Raw genomic sequence first — 17,987 nt, 5'->3', positions numbered from 1 at the left:
GCATGTTCAATGCATACCGCACTAGCGGCGACAGCAATGTCGAATCGCAGCAACGGAAAAGAAAGCGACTGCCACGTTGCCAGCAGCACACCCCCAACCTGCACCGTGAAACTGCCCGAGCAACTTGCATGACCACACTCATTCTCATTTTTTTTGGAGCGTTCGTTGGGCTACTGATTGCCACATTTCTGTTGATTGCGGGCTGGTTCGCTTGGACACCATTGCCATTGGTCTTCCGCATGCCGCTGGCGATTGTTTTGGTTTTTCCTTTTGGATTGATTGCCAGTGCGATTGCTGACGAACTCCAATTGGCAGTTGCGGTTGCCGTGGTGATGTGGGTGTGCATTGTCGCGGGGTTCGCTGCGGATCGATCGGCGGCGTTCACGTTTTGCATGGTGACCCTGATTTTGTTTTGCATCCTGCCGTTGCTCGTTGGTATCTACGTGCATCCAGCGGTGACCGATCAGATTCGCCCAAACATGCTGGGGTTTACCCTCGTTCTCCTGCTCTCCCTCGCACTGTTGTGCGTACCGCTGAGGTTGCTCGGTTTTCGCCTGGAGCGGTTGACGCTGGAAGCAGGCGATCATCCGATGCGATTGGCGAGCGAAAGGAGCGTTGATGAATGGATCGTCGAACTCAGCAAGAGCGACCAAGAACAGGCATCTTTCGCTGAGATCGTCCACTTCGTCAAGCAACGCGGTATCACGATGGAGACTGCCCAAGGCGTTGCCAAAGCGGTCTGTCGCGCGCTTGGGAAACCCGCCCCACGACTGGCGGTGACGAGGGGCGATGCCGGACTCTCATCGTGGCTGCAGTGGGCTACAACCGGCCCCCGCCGCGAACAATACTCGATCAGACAACTCATGCTGTGGGTAGTCGCCTGCTCGATCCTGTTTGCAATCCTGGCGAGAACGGGGATTGACCGCGACGCATTGTTGTCATGGTCCCTTGTGCTGCCAACAATCCTATCGCTGGGAATCGCAATCAATCTATTGGGATATGGTTGGTTGCGAGGGTTACCCGGCGGTCAACGTTTCATGCTGATCGGCGGTGGTTGCTTGTGTCTGGGTGCCGCGAGTTTGTTGTTTCAGCAGATGCAACCCTTTGGATGGAAAATTTCGTTTCTCGCTCCCGCATTGTTTCTCGGCACGACACTCGCCCTCAACTACTGGCTGATGCACCTGCGACGCGAAGGGTTTCGGTTGATTCGGTTGTAAAACGGCAACCAAAGAGAAGTGGGTGAAAGAGTATGCGATGTTCCCGGTGCGTTACATTTTGTTGTAGCGGACGTCGTCAAGACATTCGTCTTCTGGGATGCTGTCATTTTCTGGGATGACCGAAACTCTTGACGAGTTCCGCTACGACAGTAATGGTTTCGAAGGGGCTGAAGAGACAATGACGCTGTGGTATACTGCGAGCCGTTTTGGAACGATTTCCCTTGTCGTCTGTTCATCCTTTGCCAACTGGAGCCTCCATGTCCGACCGCCGATCCTTTATTAAAAGCGGTGTCATTGCGTCGGCTGCTACCGCGGCGTTGACTCAATCCGTGGCCTTGGTGAACGCAGCAGCCAGTGACGAGGGCAGCGACTCGGACCTGATCGGACACGGTGATTTTCGCTATCGCGTTAACAAGGAATGGGCACAGCTCAATCCGTTTCGGACTCCAATCGACAACTGTCACGAGATGGTGCAGGACGCGAAGGGGCGGTTGGTAATGATCGGTGACGACCCACGCAACAATATCATCATCTTTGACAAGTCCGGAAAGGTTCTAGACAGCTGGGGCACTTACTGGCCCGGTGGTCATGGCCTGACTCTGGTCGACGAGGGCGGAGTCGACATGCTTTACGTCAGCGAAAGTGGCTGGGCCCGCAGCCTTCAAGACGGAGTGACGATGGTCCGCCAAAACGGATACATCGCCAAGATGACGATCGATGGAAAGATGATATTCACGATCAGTCATCCGATGACGGTCGGAGCCTACTCGCCCGAAATGCCATTTCAACCCACTGAAACGGCGGTGGCTCCCAACGGTGATATTTACGTTGCCGACGGATACGGCTCGGACTTCATCCTGCGGTACGACCAACATGGGAAATTCATACAGAAGTTCGGCGGACACGATAACGAAGACAAAAACTACAACTTGGCTAATGCGCACGGCATTGCCCTGGACGATCGTGACCCGGTCAATCCCAGACTGATCGTGACCAGTCGTTCCCAGCGAGCTTTCAAATACTTCACGCTTGATGGCAAGTGGCTCAAGACAGTGAATTTGGCCAATCTGCAGATCTGCCGACCGGTGATCCATGGCGACCTGGTCTACGCCGGGGTTTGCTGGAGCCACAACTTCTCTGAGGTCAAAATTCCGAAACCGTGGCTATACCAGACTGGATTCACCATGGTGATGGACAAGGATGATCAGGTGATCTCTTGCCCCGGCGGCGAGCAACCCAATTACAAGGACGGGATTTTGCAGCCAGTGAAGCAGGACAAGGCAAGGACGTTCTACCACGGCCACGACGTTTGCATTGACGAGGATGAAAACGTTTACGTGTGCCAGTGGAATGGCGAACGCACGGCTCCGGTAAAACTCGAACGGGTTTGATCAACACACTTGCGTCCGAGTCTGTCCCTGGTTACGCCTGCCCAGTGTCAATATCGTTAGTTCGACTGTCCCATTTCTTTGTCTACCCTGCATTTGCGAGCCGACGGCGCTAGCCGCGGGCTGTCGGTTAAATCGAAATTTAAATGGTATTTGTGAGCCGTGGGCCGTGAGGCACGGGGTAATGCGTGGAACCCGGCCGCTCACGCGTCACGGCTCACTAAATCAACCGTCCGCTAGCCGCGAGCCTCTTTTTACCCACGAGTTACCCCGCGGCGGTCCGACGCTAACGCGTTCGGCTCACGAAATGGGACAGTTGAATTCAATGTGTGTGTACCACGGTGCTACGCAATGCTTCGCCTCAATCGGCACTGTGTAAAATCATAGGCTGTCCAACAAGCACCTTCCCCAAAATCGCTCTTGGGCAATGTGTCAGCAAAATCTATCGAGAGAACAAACCTGCCAGACAAGAGCGTCGAGGCTATTCCGGCTTGGCCTATTTCATCGGTTCTTTCTGATCAATCTCGTCAAGCTTGAATCGGGTCGTTACGACCGAGTGTTTTTCGGGACCAGGGCGATATTTGATGTAAGTGGTGGCGACAAATGTCCCATCAGGAAGCAACTCGAAGCCTGAATAGCCACAATCCCTACCCGCGTTGCTATGCAGCAGTTTGATTCGATACTGTCCCTGACGGTTCGAGATGACATCCTCATATTTCCCGACCCAGGCTACAAAGTGTCCGTATGTCTTCGAGGTCTTTGTTGTGTCACGCATCACCATCACCAGACGTCCATCCGGAGCGTAAAGCAGCTTGGGACGGTGACCGGTCAACGCAGCCGGAAGTTGTCGAACCTCGCTCCAGCTCTTCCCGTCATCGTTGCTTACCGAAAAAAGTGAGTGAAAATCCTCGTTACGAAGCACCATGAGGAGTTGCTTTCCGTCCGGCGATCTAATCACTGCGGGCTGGCCCCAACGCGACTGGGTGCGGACCACCGGACGTTCGGGCGACCAAGTAAGACCGCCATCACGCGACTCGGCTTCCCAGATGTAGGGTTCGGCATCGGGGCGATTGAGGGCAAAAGGGCCTCGGCGGTCGCACCACATCACCAAACGCTTGCCATTGTCAAACGACATGATTGTCTTCGGAGCACACTCGGCCGTTAAACCGGTATCCTTCATCGGTGTCCACGTTATCCCGCCGTCGTCCGAGTACGCCTGTCGAAGTCGTCCAGGAAAGTCGAGGCCACCGAAAACAAAGATTCGCCCTTTGCCATCGGGATCGACCAAATAGTGGATCGTTGGCGTTGTCTGGGTCACTTGCCGCCAGTTATCAGGCACATCAAGCAAGCCGCGCCACGTCTTGCCGCCATCATCGCTGCGGGCAAGCGGGCCGAGGTGACCCGCGTGATTGATCGACCACGTGCAGAACATCGTCTTGCCGTCGGGAAGCAAGACCGTGCAGGGGTGCCCTTGATAAATCTCAGGAGTGCCTTGGGCTACGATCGAGTGACGCTCTGTCTCGCGCGAGATATCGATCGTCGGAATCGAAATAGTTTCATGTGCCTCGAGGCTTGATTCTGTTTCACTGCCGCAAACCGAAGTCAAACTGACGCCCAAAAGCATGATCGCAACAGCCGTAATGCGAAGAGTTGAGCGTGTCGTGATTAGGGACATTTGATTCCTGTTTGTTGCAGAAGGAACGGTTAAGAAAGCAGGCATCCCACTGCCACGCTCGATCACGGAACAGGTCGCTGCGGTGGTGGTCAAACGAGATACCAACTTGAATCCAAAGATCAAATTGCTGCAGCAGGACGCATGCCCACTGCAAGATAGTCGTGACTGACCGAGGGCTCAAGGTGAACAGTATAGACTTTGAGAGCACGCAATGCTCGTTGACGACTAGTCTCACTTCGTCCTTTGGCCCTCCGCTTGCAACAGCGGAGGTTGGACTGCCGCAGAATCACACGTTGAAAAGGCCACTGGCGAGTTGTAGGCCGGATCAAGGACGCAGGGTCATGCCGGATCGGCGCAAACGGTAGCTTTTTCGAATCAGCCTCGGACCGATATGACATTCGCAATTGCGTCCGCTGATCCGGCATTTACACCGTTTGCTTGATCCGGCCTACTAAAAAAACGCAACTTCAAAATGCGGATGCTACGTGGGGAGATTGAAAAAGCGAAATTGACAATCGAGAAAGGGAAAATCGGATCTGGGAATGTGAGTGTGCTTGATCACAGGCTGGAAGCCTATCCCACTATCAAACGAAAAAAGCGGAGTGAGTCTCTTTTTGAGAGTCTCACCCCGCCTATTCGGAACACTAACGTCCTACGGTATTGCTCAGGCTTCCCTTGCGTCGGGCCTGATCAAATCCGTGTTTCTAGCAACCGCAAGCTGGTGTAGCTTCGCAACCGCAAGAAGGAGCTGCGTCACAACCACATGCTGAATCGCAACCGCAGTTGCCGTGGCTGAACAGACGACGGAGCAAGCCACGAACAGGGCCTTCAGTCGCTGGGCAGCAAACAGGAGCAGCTTCGCACGATCCGCAAGCGTCGCCACAGCAAGAAGCTGGAGCACATACTTGAACTGGAACTTGCTTGCAAACAACTCGTGGAACACAACGTGTTACGGTGTAAGGCTCGCAAACTTTGCGGCACTTAGCAACCTTAACGATCTTTGTGAAGCATTCTTTCTTGTAAGTCGTGCAGCATACGGTCTTGGTGCGGCACTCAGGAACCATCGTGCAAACCTTGTAGCAAACTTCCTTTGTGCGGCATTCTGGTACCATTTTGCACACGGTGTAGTTGCAGGTCTTTTGACGGTTTTCGCAAACGATGTTGCAAGTGGTGTAGCAAACTTCTTTGCTGCGGCACTCAGGAACCATTTTGCAGGTCGTGTAGTTGCAGGTCTTTTGACGGTTTTCGCAAACCATTGTGCAGACCTTGTAGCAAACTTCCTTCGATCGGCATTCTGGAACCATTTTGCAAGTTGTCCAGTTGACAACTTTGCTACGGCACTCAGGAACCATTTTGCAAACGGTGTAGTTGCAAACCTTGGTGCGGCACTCAGGAACTCGCTTGCACACGGTGTAAGGTACTTCACGAGTACGGCACTCACGAACGTACTTGGTGCAGCAGATTTCCTTAGTTTCGCAAGTTGGAACCCAAACCTTCTTGCAGCAAGTGGTTGGGCAACCTTGAACACATTCAACGCGGCAGCTGCCTGGGCAGTATACGCATCGGCAAGTCGCAGGATCGTAAGTCCAAGTTCCGGGCTCACGAACGGTACGACGCATCATTTTGCCAGGGATCGTTTCAGTAACGGTATCCCAATGGCCACCGTTGACCGTAACGGTCTTGGTGTACTGCTGAGGAACTACAACGCTGTAGTTTTCAGTGCGAACGCGTTGTTCTTGCACGGTGTTGTAAACCGTGTAGTTGATCGTACGCGATTTTTGCTCACGAACAGGAACCATCACTGTGTAGTTGACGGTCTTGCTGTGGTTTTCACGCACAGGGTTCATGACGGTGTAGTTCACAGTCTTGGTGCGAGTTTCCCACACAGGCTTGCGAACGGTGTAGTTGATCACCTTTTGGTGAGTTTCGTACACAGGTTTCATGACCGTGTAGTTGATCGTCTTGGTGTGCTTTTCATAAACAGGTTTGCGCACCGTGTAGTTGATCACTCGCGTACGAGTTTCGTGAACGGGCTTCATCACGGTGTAGTTGATCGTCTTGGTACGATTTTCTACGTGAGGAACGTTCACTGTGTACTGAACTTCACGAGTCGAGGTAACAGGAACCGTACGGGTTCCGGTCACTTCTTGATCTTCGTAGTAAGTTTCATTGCGAGTACGGTAGCGAGTTTCTTGAACTTGCTCGTAAACCGTTTCGCTTACATTTCGCATGACGGTGTAGGACCCACCAGCAACGGCACCGCCATCAACGATGGCTCCGTCACCTGCGTGTGCACCTTCGACAATGCTTCCATCAGCAACTGCGTTTCCGCAGCTGCTACAGCCTTCATAGCTGACAGCGTTGCAATAAGCAGCGCTAGCTGAGTTCACCCCGAAAACGATCGACAGGATCGTCAACGTAGGCAACAATAACCTTTTCATCTTCTAATCTCCACGGTAACAATACGGGTTTTGGACGTAGCTTTCCTGGACCAGTCGCACTAGCAACTGACCCGGCATCGAGATTCGTTTGGTTCGTCACAACCGTCTTCCCATGACCGATTTGCTTCGGTTCCACCGCGTAACGCACTACGCCGAATGGAAGTTGTTTCGATTGAGCAGACTTAACGCACAAGCGAGACGAATCCTGATGCATAAACTTCATCGACTACGGGTGAACCGTTACCTACGTAAAGATGTCGGGCAAGGTAAAAGATTACGTTTGGGGTGACCTGTTGGTACGAACGTTCTGTAGGTACCGACTTTGCCGGTTTTAACGGCAACTCGCTCTTCTGGGTGTAAAGAAACCACTTGCAAAACCACTCGATGATCCGGAGAATCCGAACAATCGTTACAATCCAGCGACAACGGTAGAAGATTCATTTGGATTCACCGGCCACCAACACAATTCGTCTAATCAGAACGCGGGCCGTCTAGTCAGTAGAGGGCAAAGTGCACAAAGCAACACTGCTACTTACCCACCTGCGACTGCACTACGCAAATAGCTGCGTGCGAGTGAAAAGCTACGCGGGACAACGGCCTGCCTAATGTAAATGTGCGCACCACAAAAAAAATGGCAATGCAAATGACCAGACCACCAGATGATCCGCCGGGGGCCGCGAGTCACTGCCTACTGAACAAAATGTGAAGTTCAACAAGGAAGCCCCCCCTTGTACGGTGCTGCGTCGCTATAATCGGGCCATAGCAGCACACCATCGATCGACTTCAATCATTCGAGTTACGGCAATGCAGCCTCCGGTTCTGAAAATTTCCTTTTTTTCTATCTGAAAGGAGATTCGATGCGAAAACACCATGACGTGCCGTTCAAGGCTCCGTTGCAACTGCCGATATGTTCACTACCCGATTCGTCGGTCAGTGAGCAAGTGGAGGCTCACGGCGGCGACGTCGTCGAAGTAGAGTCCTTCGCAACGGCGGTCTTCCACCCCAAAGAGGGGATTCGCATCGACCATTTTCGCTTGCTGCGAGAATTGGGCGAAGGGACGTTCGGCCGCGTTTGGCTCGCCCGCGACACAAGCCTTAATCGTGTCGTTGCCATTAAGTTTCCAAAATTCAATTTGGCGGCGAATCAGGTCAGTTCACGCCGATTCAAGCGTGAAGCCGAGATTGCGGCGGGCTTAAGTCACCCCAACCTGATCCCCATCCTTGACGCGGTGTTGACTCCGGAGAAGGCGTACATTGTCTCGGAATACTGTCCCGGTCCGACGCTCGACCAATGGATGCACCAGCAGAACAAATTGGTGTCGATCTCTACGGCGGTTTCGATCGTCAGTCAACTTGCCAGCGCTTTGCGAGTCGCTCATCACCGTGATCTGATGCATCGCGACATCAAGCCCTCGAATGTGATCATCAGCAAGGACGATCGAGGTCGACCGTTTGCGAATTTAACGGACTTTGGTATGGCCCGGTCGATGACGGATGTCAACGAGACGATGGCAGGAACGCTGATCGGCAGCGCGCCGTACATGTCGCCCGAACAAGCGTGTGGCAACATCGATACGCATGGTGCCCACTCGGATGTCTATTCATTGGGCGTCTTGCTTTACGAACTTTTGACAGGCGTGTCACCGTTCGCTGCATCGACTCAAATGCAAACGATCCAACGGGTGAAAGAGTACGATCCGCCCGCACCGCGAGTTATGCGTCCCAGCATTTCACGTGACTTGAGTGCAGTGGTTCAGCGATGCTTGGAAAAGACACCTCATCGCCGCTACCATGATGCCGGAGATCTTTACGATGATTTGGTGCGGGTTGCGGAGCGGCGTCCTACGTCGGCTCGCCCCATTGGTCGGGCGGGCCGAACGATACGATGGGCTCAGCGAAATCCGTTGGTGGCATCGCTTTCGACCGCTGCCATACTCGGCGTCTTATTTGGTGTCGCTAGCCTATCGATGTTTGCACTGAATCAACGCAGCAATGCGATTGACAGTCGCGGGCAGACGATCAAATTGCAAGCCGCGCTGCATTACGTGGATCAGTCAAAGCAGCGACTGCGTGCGATGCACTACGACAGCGACGTTTCGCTGGCATATTTGATGTTCAATCGGGCGCAGTATGGCGAGGCAAGACGTTTGCTCGATCTGCACGTACCAAGTCTCGGCGAAGTCGATCTGCGAAACACCGAATGGGCAATACTTGATGCCGAAGTAAAAGCCAAATACGCGTTGTGGGGTCGCCATTCCAAGTCAGCTCGCGAGTTGGTGGTGCTGCCGGATAAACAAACGGTGGCAACCATCGGAGACGACGGCAACTTGATTTGCTGGGATATCAACACCGAGACAATGCGGTATCGCTTGTCGGGACTCGAAGGCCAGGGGACTGCGATTGCCGCGTTGCCCGATGGCAAATTGGCTATCCCCGGCCAAACTTGGCCGTTTGGTTTCCGTGGCGTCATCACGATCGATCCCGCCACTGGCAAAACCGCTCAGGCACTGCACCTGCATCCCACCACGATCGAGTCAATCCGTGTCGCCGGTGACACGCTCGTTTCAGGCTGTCGCTATAACGACATCAAAGCCTGGTCATTCAGCAGCGGACGATCGATTGATATCCCGTCGGGAATCCGCAACGAGAGTGTGGGGCTAACGCCCGATGGAAAAATCGTTGTGACCGGCGAACATCATGTTAAGAAACTAAAGTTCTTTGATACAGAAACAGGCCGGTTGATTCGCGAACTCGACACACCCGGTTTGGTGTTGCTGCTTGAGTGCAGCCGAACCCAAGATACCGTTGCCTATACGCTGCGAGATGCGAACGGATTTGGAATTGTTCCCATTCATCCCGAATCAGATTCAACCGTTGATTACGCTTGGATTCCAACTCAATCCGAACCAAAAGCGTTGACGTTTTCCGACGACGATACTTCAATTGCGGTGGCGGATTACCGAGCGGGTGTGGAATGGTTCAAATTGGCCGCGGGCGATGGCGAAGGATCACCGCCAAAGTACGAATCGACCGCATTTGTCTCGGGGTCAGGAGGCCGGATGACGGACTTGGCATTTTTGTCGTCGGATATGTTGATCACCACGGGGCTTGATGGAGCGGTCGAGCGATTTTCACCGGATCGAATGGGGCATGAAGTCTATTCGCGGCCGTCTTCACTGCTGGACGATGCTGGCGCCGCATTCACCTCGGATTTTCGCCACGCTTTGTTCCTGACGCAGGCGGAATCAGATGCCTGCAACGCGCTTCAGTACGCGGAATTGCCAGAGCCCAACGAAGCCCATCGCCGCGTCGACGGATATACGCCAGTCGCATGTCGCGAAATCTGGCAAGGCGATCAGACAATTGAGGCGATTGCCATCTCGCCCGATGACAAAACAATCGCAATGACCACGGCAGGCGGCGAGCTGATCCTTCTTCGCGATTGGGTCGGGGGAACTCCCACGGTGCAATCGGCTCAGCTTCCGATGTATGAATCCGGTGATGTGTATGGAAAGCTAAAATTTTCACCTACGGGGCGTTATCTTTCGGCAGGTGGAAGAGTCGACAACCTGCAAGTGCTCGATCTAAGTGGAGATAAACCCAAAACGGTCACTTCGCTGTACAAGGACGCTGGAACGCATTGTGTCGCGTTTTCATCCGACGACAAACAACTTGTGGTCGCGGGTGGCAACGAAATCGAGGTGATCCAACTCGCCACTGGCGAATCGCGGCAATGGCAAACCAGTTTCGAGAAAGCCAGATGTATTGAATTCACTCCCAACGCCAAACAAATCGTGGTGGGATGGGACGATGGATCTCTTGCCACCTTCGATGCGAAATCAATGGAACCGCAGACGATGCTACATGGCGTAACGTTTTCAGGTGAATACGTGATGCAACCATCTGCCATCCACTTTCTCTCGAACCACCGATTGATATTGGTGACCCATAGTGGCACACTGCAATTCTGGGATATGGACAAACGTCTTCAAGTTGGCACGATGACAGTTTGGGAAAACGGTCAATCGGGAACTCGTTGTGATGCCGTTCGAATGAGCGACGACGCGTCGCAATTGATCATCGGATGCAACAACGGCGACGCTTCTCGCATCTATCGCTGGCAAATCCCAACCTCAGATCAAATGGAACAAGGCAGCAAGTATGCAACACGTTAATGGTCGCCCGCAATCAGACAGTCCGCAAAGGAATGCGAAACGCCGCGTTTGGACGATACATCCACGCGGTTTCACGCTGGTCGAATTGCTGGTCGTGATCGCGATTATTGGCGTTCTCGTGGGACTGTTATTGCCGGCTGTCCAAGCGGCACGCGAGGCGGCGCGGCGTATGTCGTGTAGCAACAATCTGAAACAGATTGGCTTGGGAATCGCCAACTATCACGCCGCGTTTAATAAGCTACCGCGAGCGTGGTGGCTCGATACACCGCCCCAGGCCTTTAACGGGAAACCATGGGGCGTGGCGCTGTTGCCGTACATCGAACAACAAGCGATCTACGACGAATTTGATCACGAAACGTTGCCAGTCGACCAGTTCAGCCCTGGCAACGTTGCACTGCTGCAAACCCCGATCCCTGGTTACGTGTGCCCATCCAGCCCCGGCAATCCCGCGGACCGACGATACACTTTCGACGCGACGCCAGCGGGACTGCCGTTCACGGCAACTAATTTGGCGCCGGCCGACTATTGCCCTACCACAGGCGTGACGGGCACTTACGCCAAGCATGCCTACGGAAACAATTTACTAAACAATCGCGAAGGGGCGATGCAGGTCGTCAGTGCCGCGTTCGGTGGCGATCAGGATGGCAGCTTTGCCGGTATTCTTGATGGTCTTTCCAACACGTTTCTGATCGGCGAACGCACCGGTGGTCCCGTCGTCTTTAGCGGCGGACGCGAAGATCCCGTTGCCACTGCGAATTTGATCGGCACCGAAGGAGGCGGTTGGGGCGACTTGGTCAATGGCGAACATTGGCTGCAAGGTTCGCTGAATGGGGGCATTTCTTGGCCGCCTCAATCAGGTCCCTGTGCGATCAATTGCACCAACGCGAGAGGATTCGGATTCCACGGTTTTCACGTCGGAGGCTGCTACTTTGTCTTCGCGGATGGTTCTGTTCGCTTCTTCACCGCATCGGTCGACGCCAAGATTCTTTCAGCCCATATCACTCGAAGAGGCGGAGAAGTCATTGAATCGGTTCAGTAGCTCACCAATTAACCTGACTGCGTTTTGCTTGATCGCCGTTGGCACAATCATAGGATGCTCCGATTCAAGCGTCCGCGACGACATGGTAAAGATCAAGGGCGTCGTGCTTGTCGATCATGAACCGGCCGAAGGCGTTGTATTGCATTTGCATCCCAAATCCGGCAGCGCTGCGATCTCGTCAGGCATCACGGACGCAGACGGGGCGTTTCAGATTTCCACGTACAGTCTCGGTGATGGCGCGCCGGTTGGTGACTACGCCATCACGATGGTATGGAGCAAGTTCGACGTGATGACGCGGACGCAAGTCGGAGATCATTTGCAGGGCAAATACGCCTCACAAGATAAAACCAAGATCGAGTGGACGATTCCCGCGACCGACGTGTTCGACGCAGGCACAATCGAGCTAAAACGTAAGTAATTTAGAGGATGGTTTGCGAACGACAGGCGGGGAAGCCAATTCCACATCACTCGATCACTGTGGCGACGCAGCCTTCGCATGTGGCGGTCGCACCAGGATCGAAGTGGGTTCGCCGAGCAAACCCGATCGCCAATCCATGCTGATCGTCCACCTTCGTGACACTGGTCAATCGCACCACGGTTTTGCCATCGCAATCAAGCGTTGCACCGGCCTCCGGTAGCGTCCCCTCGATTGACAGCCGCACGCGTTTCTTTTGTACTTGGCCCAAGGCGTCCAGGCGAGCCACCGTTTCTTGGCCCAGATAACACCCTTTGGTGAACGAGATCGTGCATTCCTCGCGATTGATTTCTTGAGGCAAATTCGAGTCATCAATATCGATCCCGTACCAGGGAAATCCAGCAACGGTACGAGCGTGATGAAACGTCGCTTCATCACCGAGCGGCATCGTCAAACCTTCGTTGACACTCGCCATCGCCGCATCGAGATCACTGCGAGCGATCAACACCATCCAGCTAGCGTCGTTGAGCCAGCGGACGCGATAGGTCGCGCCGGCAGTGTCACCGATCGAACCCTCCCACCACGTCAACGGATCTTCGTGCGGTGCCGATGGCAAAGTCGAGAACAAAAATCCAACAAACTCATCATCGCGAATCGTCACCGTCGCATCTTCGCGAATCGTGTAGCGATCAGCATGAGCAGCAAAGACTTCGGATTGGCGTTTCTCGCCGACTCCAGGCGCCCCGATCAAACGGTATCCGTTTTCGCGGCGGAAGATGTGGAAATGTCCGAGTGTTTTGCCCCGCACGTCGGTCACGAAGCTTTCGCAACCCTGACCAGCCTCGAGCGATTTCACTTCGTTGGTGGTCAAGTTGTGCAGAATCGCTGCGGCATCAACGCCATCAATATCGACGACCGAAAGCGAGGAAAGAAGATGAATTTGAGAAGTCGTCATAAGATCAATAATTGGAAAAACGAGCGAGGGCGGATACCAGAACAACGGCGAGATCTTTACGTCTATTTTCGCTGATCGCGGTTAAACACGTAAGCCCCAGACGAATGCCTTGTTCTTGCAAATAGTCGCTGATCGCTCCGCGATCAGAACGTTGGATCGCGGAGGACGTCGCTTTATTTAAGCGACGCATTTTGTTGTAGCGTTACTCTTGACGCGTTCCGCTAAGCAGGGCAATCTGAGCCATTCCCCAAAATGATCTGAGCCGACGGCGCTAGCCGCGGGCATGTTTCCTGCAATATTGACTGGCCCGCGGCGAGCGCCGTCGGCTCACAAAAGGATCGACGTCCGGCGCGATCCAAGACGATAACGGTTACGACGTTCCTTAGAGTTCGATGCCCGTTTTGCCGTCCCAGCGAACGAAACCTTCGATGGCGGCGTATTCGGCCAGCCCCAACAAGTCGTAAAGCTGCGCCGTGTCGGCGTTGCGTGCCTCGGCTCGCTGCCAAAATTCACGCATATCGGACCCGGGAAACAGAGCACGATCCTTTTGCGATTCGTGCTTGAAAATCGCCACACGTTTTCGTTCGACTTCTTGAGGACTCAGCGGCACGGCCATCTCAATATCCTCCGGTGACCACTCTTGCCACGCACCTCGGTACAACCACACCGCACAGGCCTCGTACCACGGATCGTCAATGCACTGCTGACACGCCTGCAGAATTGCACTTAGACAGACGCGGTGGGTACCGTGAGGATCCGACAAATCGCCAGCAGCATAAATTTGATGCGGCTCAATTTTGCGTAACAGCTCGACGGTGATGCGAATGTCTTCGTCGCTCAACGGAGCCTTCTTGACGCGTCCGGTTTGATAAAACGGCAAATTTAAAAAGTGCAGGTTTTCGTCCTTCACGCCGCAGCAACGAGCGCCTTCGCGAGCCTCGCCGCGACGAATCAGCCCCTTGATCCGCTGGACTTCGTCGCTGTCGACCTGACCTGATCGTTTTTTCCGCAGGAACTCGTCGACGTGATCTTCTAGCTGCTCAAGTCCTTCAGCGTGGATCTGAAACTCGCGACAAAAGTCGCCGGCGAACTCGGCGAACCGAATTGCATCTTGATCAAAGACGGCGATGTTGCCCGATGTCTGATAAGCGATGTGCGTGTCATGGCCTTGATCAACCAAACGGATCAACGTTCCGCCCATCGAGATGACATCGTCATCCGGGTGAGGCGAAAAGACGATCACGCGTTTTGGGAAAATGTCGTCGCGATGTCCCGGACGATCTCCGACCTGCTTCGCATGCGCGGGTTTCCCGCCGGGCCATCCAGTGATCGTGGATTGCAGGTGCCGGAACACTCTCAGATTGATGTCGTAGGCGCTGCCGTGATTGGCAAGCAAATCTTGGAACCCGGCTTCGTTGTAATCGGCTTCGGTCAATTTCAATAGCGCCTTGCCAAGTCGCGTGGCCAGCGAAATCACCGCTCGCCGCGTCGTCGAACTGTCCCATTCGATAGGGCCGACCAACCATGGCGTCTCGAAACGGGTCAAGCTCGAAGCAGCCGCCTCGTCCAAAAAGACTTCCGCACCCTCGTGTCCTTGTAAAAAGGAAGCAGGAATCGCCGGAGTCGCTTCTTGCTCGACCGTTTGCAGGATAATCGAAGCTTTGCCTTCGCCAAACCCGAGCAAAAAGATCCGCTTGGACTCGAGAATCGTGCCCACGCCCATCGTCAACGCATGACGCGGGACGTTCTCGGCACCAAAGAAATTGCTTGCCGCATCGATTCGTGTCACCCGATCCAACGTGATCATACGAGTGCGGCTGGTCCGGTCGCTGCCCGGTTCGTTGCAACCGATATGTCCGATCCGGCTGAGCCCAAGGATTTGCAGATCAATCCCGCCAGCCTCAACAATCTTTGCCTCGTAAGCGGCGCAAAATTCGGCGACGTGTGATTTGTCGACGGAGCCATCGGGAAAGTGAATATTGGCCGCATCGATATCGACAAGGTCTGTCAAATATTCCCGCAAAAACCTCGAATTACTCTGGAGTTCATCCGGTTGCATCGGAAAGAATTCGTCCAGGCTAAAAACGACTACGTTGGCGAATGAAAGACCTTCGTGATTGTGCAACCGCACCAATTCTTCGTAAACGCGTGTTGGCGACGAACCGGTCGCCAGCCCCAAGACGCAGTTTTGCCCGGCCGCCGCGCGAGATCGTATGAGCGCTGCGATCTCACTGGCCGCCGCGATGCTGGCATCCGATGCCTTGGCAAAGACGCGGCAAGGGATCTTTTCGCGACGCGTGTTGTCCGCGGTATAAATGTTTGATGTTTCTGTCATAATTGAAATCCTTCCCAAATAAATCGAGTTTCGAGTAGGGCCGGTTCCCACCGGCCGTCATTGAAGGCTTGATGGAGTCGGCCAGTAGGAACCGGCCCTACGACTACGACCGATCACGCGCCACCATTGCGGCGCCGATCATTCCGGCCTGGTTACCAAGCGTTGCAAATTCGATCTTCATGTTTCCGCCAACCTGCACCAATGTGGTTTGTTTCACACTCTGTTGAACGCGGGCAAGAAATTCACGCCCGGTTTCTGTTTCCATGCCTCCGAATGTCATCGCGCCGCCAAGCAACACGACGGCGGGATCGGCGACCTGACCTAACATCCCAATCGCTCGGCCGACATAATCAGCCGTGTCGTAAATGACTTTCTGACAATAAGCGTCACCTGACTCGGCTCGACTGGCAATCATTAGGGGTGTCAGCTCGCTCGCATCTTCACCGCTCAACTCGGCCATCCGTGCGATCACGCCCGCTGAGCCAGCATAAGTTTCCAAGTGCCCACGACTTCCGCAAGTGCAGGGCAGGGCGTCCGCGGAGAAGTCGATTGCGATGTGCCCCAGCTCGCCTGCGCAACCATGATCTCCGCCATGAGGATTGCCGACGACCACCATCCCACAACCGACACCGGTCCCCAACGTGACCAGTGCTAACGATTGAACTCCTAACAAACGCGTCGCATGTTCGGCATATGCCGCCGCGTTGGCATCGTTAATTACCATCGACGGCAACTCAGAAATCCGAGCGAGCTCGTCTCGCAACGGGACGTCAAGCCACCCGTCCAGATTCACAACTTCACGTAATTTGTAGGCCCGCGTATCGAGCACCCCGGGAACGGCCAAGCCGACCGCGGCGACCGGGCGTCCGTTGGCAAACTCCATTGCATGCTGAAAAACGTTTTGCGGCGTTTTTAGCATGCAAGTCGCTGTACGCTCGGTCGCGACGATGTGGCACGTTGCGTCCACCAAGCCGAGTTTTACGTCGGTACCGCCGACATCAATTCCAAGATACAAGGCCGCGGAATCGGAAACAGACATGTCGAATGGGGGGCAAAGGAAGCAGCGGGAAAGATCACGTGGCAGGAGCTTGGCAGCACATCATAGTCGCAAATCCGCTCACAGAGTGATGGGGGGACGTTCTATTCTATCTCGCGATTCAAAAATCGCTGGCGTTCGGACCAATGGCACCCGGGCACGAGTAAGATGTATGATAAATAACCTAAGCAGGTAGACAGGAATCATTGGGTGAAATCCCGTTAGCCGTTTGGGCGCTAGCCCCGGTTCAACTTCGGAACCGTGGCGAACGGGCTGTTGCCTTAGTGAGCCGTGACGCGTGAGCGGCCGGGTCCCACGCATTACCCGGTGCCTTACGGCCCACGGCTCACGACTGCGAGTTGCATTTCGAATAAATCAACAGCCCGCTAGCGCCAAAATGGCCAATTTACTGAAAGACTCCTGCCTAACTGCTTATCTAGACTCCCCAAACTCTTTCCCGCATGAGTGCTCATCAATGTTTACTCGAACGTTTCTTGCTGTGTCCGTTGCCGTGGTCTCGTTTTCCTTTGCCAGCGGGGAAGAAACGAAAACAGCCGCCCCCGAGACCGGCAAATGGGTTTCGCTGTTCAATGGGGAAAACCTCGAAGGCTGGACCCCCAAAATTCGTTACCACAAACTCGGTGACAATTTCAAAAACACGTTTCGTGTCGAGGACGGGTTGCTGAAGGTTCGCTACGACGGCTACGACAAATTTGACGAGACTTTTGGACATTTGTTTTACAAAGATTCGTTCTCGCACTACCGATTCCGAGTCGAGTACCGCTTTGTAGGTGATCAGTGCAAAGGCGGTCCCGGATGGGCTTTACGCAACAGCGGCGTGATGCTTCATGGCGAAAAACCTGAAACGATGAGCCTGGATCAAGACTTCCCCGTCTCGATCGAAGCTCAGTTACTCGGCGGCGATGGCAAGAACGCTCGCACCAACGCAAATCTGTGCACCCCAGGGACAAACGTCGTCATGGACGGCAACTTGTTTACCCCGCATTGCGTTAGCTCATCGTCGGACACCTACCACGGCGAAGACTGGGTCACCGTCGAACTCGAAGTGCATGGCAATAAGATCATCAAGCACATTATCGATGGCCAAACGGTGCTGCAGTACAACCAGCCCCAACTGGATCCGAAGGACGCTCATGCAAAAGAGTTGGCCGAGAAACAAGGCGGCATCCAGCTAAGCGGCGGCACGATCTCGTTGCAATCGGAAAGCCATCCCTGCGATTTCCGCAAAGTCGAAATCATGGTGTTAGAGGAATAGAGCTCGAGCGCAGTCAGTTATCGAATGTAGGATGA

11 protein-coding genes are annotated in these 17,987 nt (G+C 54.2%); 6 read left to right on the top strand and 5 right to left on the bottom strand.

The features are described from left to right. Positions 1-128 precede the first annotated feature (128 nt). Positions 129-1,217 carry a hypothetical protein gene (locus tag SH528x_RS15445; protein ID WP_442511411.1) on the top strand — a complete coding sequence of 363 codons (1,089 nt, stop codon included), beginning with the start codon at positions 129-131 and terminating at the stop codon, positions 1,215-1,217. Positions 1,218-1,474: 257 nt separating this feature from the next. After that, complete coding sequence (locus tag SH528x_RS15440) at positions 1,475-2,608, top strand: peptidylglycine monooxygenase (protein WP_442511410.1); 1,134 nt, start codon at positions 1,475-1,477, stop codon at positions 2,606-2,608. A 493-nt stretch (positions 2,609-3,101) separates the two neighbouring features. Here the strand turns inward: SH528x_RS15440 and SH528x_RS15435 are convergent, their stop codons facing one another. Continuing rightward, positions 3,102-4,280 (bottom strand): sialidase family protein, encoded by a 1,179-nt coding sequence (locus SH528x_RS15435; protein WP_442511409.1) that lies wholly within the window; start codon positions 4,278-4,280, stop codon positions 3,102-3,104. Positions 4,281-4,984: 704 nt separating this feature from the next. Further along, on the bottom strand, positions 4,985-6,721 hold the full coding sequence (locus SH528x_RS15430; protein ID WP_442511408.1) for a hypothetical protein: 1,737 nt from the start codon (positions 6,719-6,721) through the stop codon (positions 4,985-4,987). Between the two features lie 857 nt (positions 6,722-7,578). Between SH528x_RS15430 and SH528x_RS15425 the strand changes: the two genes are divergently transcribed. From SH528x_RS15425 to SH528x_RS15415, 3 genes are all read left to right on the top strand, one after another. Further along, positions 7,579-10,896, top strand: coding sequence for a protein kinase domain-containing protein (locus SH528x_RS15425; RefSeq protein WP_442511407.1), 3,318 nt, complete (start codon positions 7,579-7,581; stop codon positions 10,894-10,896). Further along, positions 10,883-11,935 (top strand): DUF1559 family PulG-like putative transporter, encoded by a 1,053-nt coding sequence (locus SH528x_RS15420; protein WP_442511406.1) that lies wholly within the window; start codon positions 10,883-10,885, stop codon positions 11,933-11,935. Before SH528x_RS15425 ends, SH528x_RS15420 begins: the two co-directional genes overlap by 14 nt. An 82-nt stretch (positions 11,936-12,017) precedes the next feature. After that, on the top strand, positions 12,018-12,353 hold the full coding sequence (locus tag SH528x_RS15415; protein ID WP_442511405.1) for a hypothetical protein: 336 nt from the start codon (positions 12,018-12,020) through the stop codon (positions 12,351-12,353). Positions 12,354-12,399: 46 nt separating this feature from the next. Here the strand turns inward: SH528x_RS15415 and ygfZ are convergent, their stop codons facing one another. From ygfZ to SH528x_RS15400, 3 genes are all read right to left on the bottom strand, one after another. Beyond that, positions 12,400-13,305, bottom strand: a complete 906-nt coding sequence (gene ygfZ / locus SH528x_RS15410) for a CAF17-like 4Fe-4S cluster assembly/insertion protein YgfZ (RefSeq protein ID WP_442511404.1) — start codon at positions 13,303-13,305, stop codon at positions 12,400-12,402. 382 nt (positions 13,306-13,687) lie between these two features. Continuing rightward, entirely contained in the window at positions 13,688-15,640 is a 1,953-nt protein-coding gene (locus SH528x_RS15405) for a 6-phosphogluconolactonase (protein WP_442511403.1), read from the bottom strand. A gap of 103 nt (positions 15,641-15,743) precedes the next feature. Then, entirely contained in the window at positions 15,744-16,679 is a 936-nt protein-coding gene (locus SH528x_RS15400) for an ROK family protein (protein WP_442511402.1), read from the bottom strand. A gap of 472 nt (positions 16,680-17,151) precedes the next feature. Between SH528x_RS15400 and SH528x_RS15395 the strand changes: the two genes are divergently transcribed. Next, complete coding sequence (locus tag SH528x_RS15395; RefSeq protein WP_442511401.1) at positions 17,152-17,952, top strand: 3-keto-disaccharide hydrolase; 801 nt, start codon at positions 17,152-17,154, stop codon at positions 17,950-17,952. Positions 17,953-17,987: the final 35 nt, after the last annotated feature.

This window comes from Novipirellula methanifontis, from assembly GCF_052161655.1.
Classification (GTDB): Bacteria; Planctomycetota; Planctomycetia; order Pirellulales; family Pirellulaceae; genus Novipirellula.
Note: the sequence above shows the minus strand (reverse complement) of the source record. Positions and strands in the feature narration are given on the sequence as shown.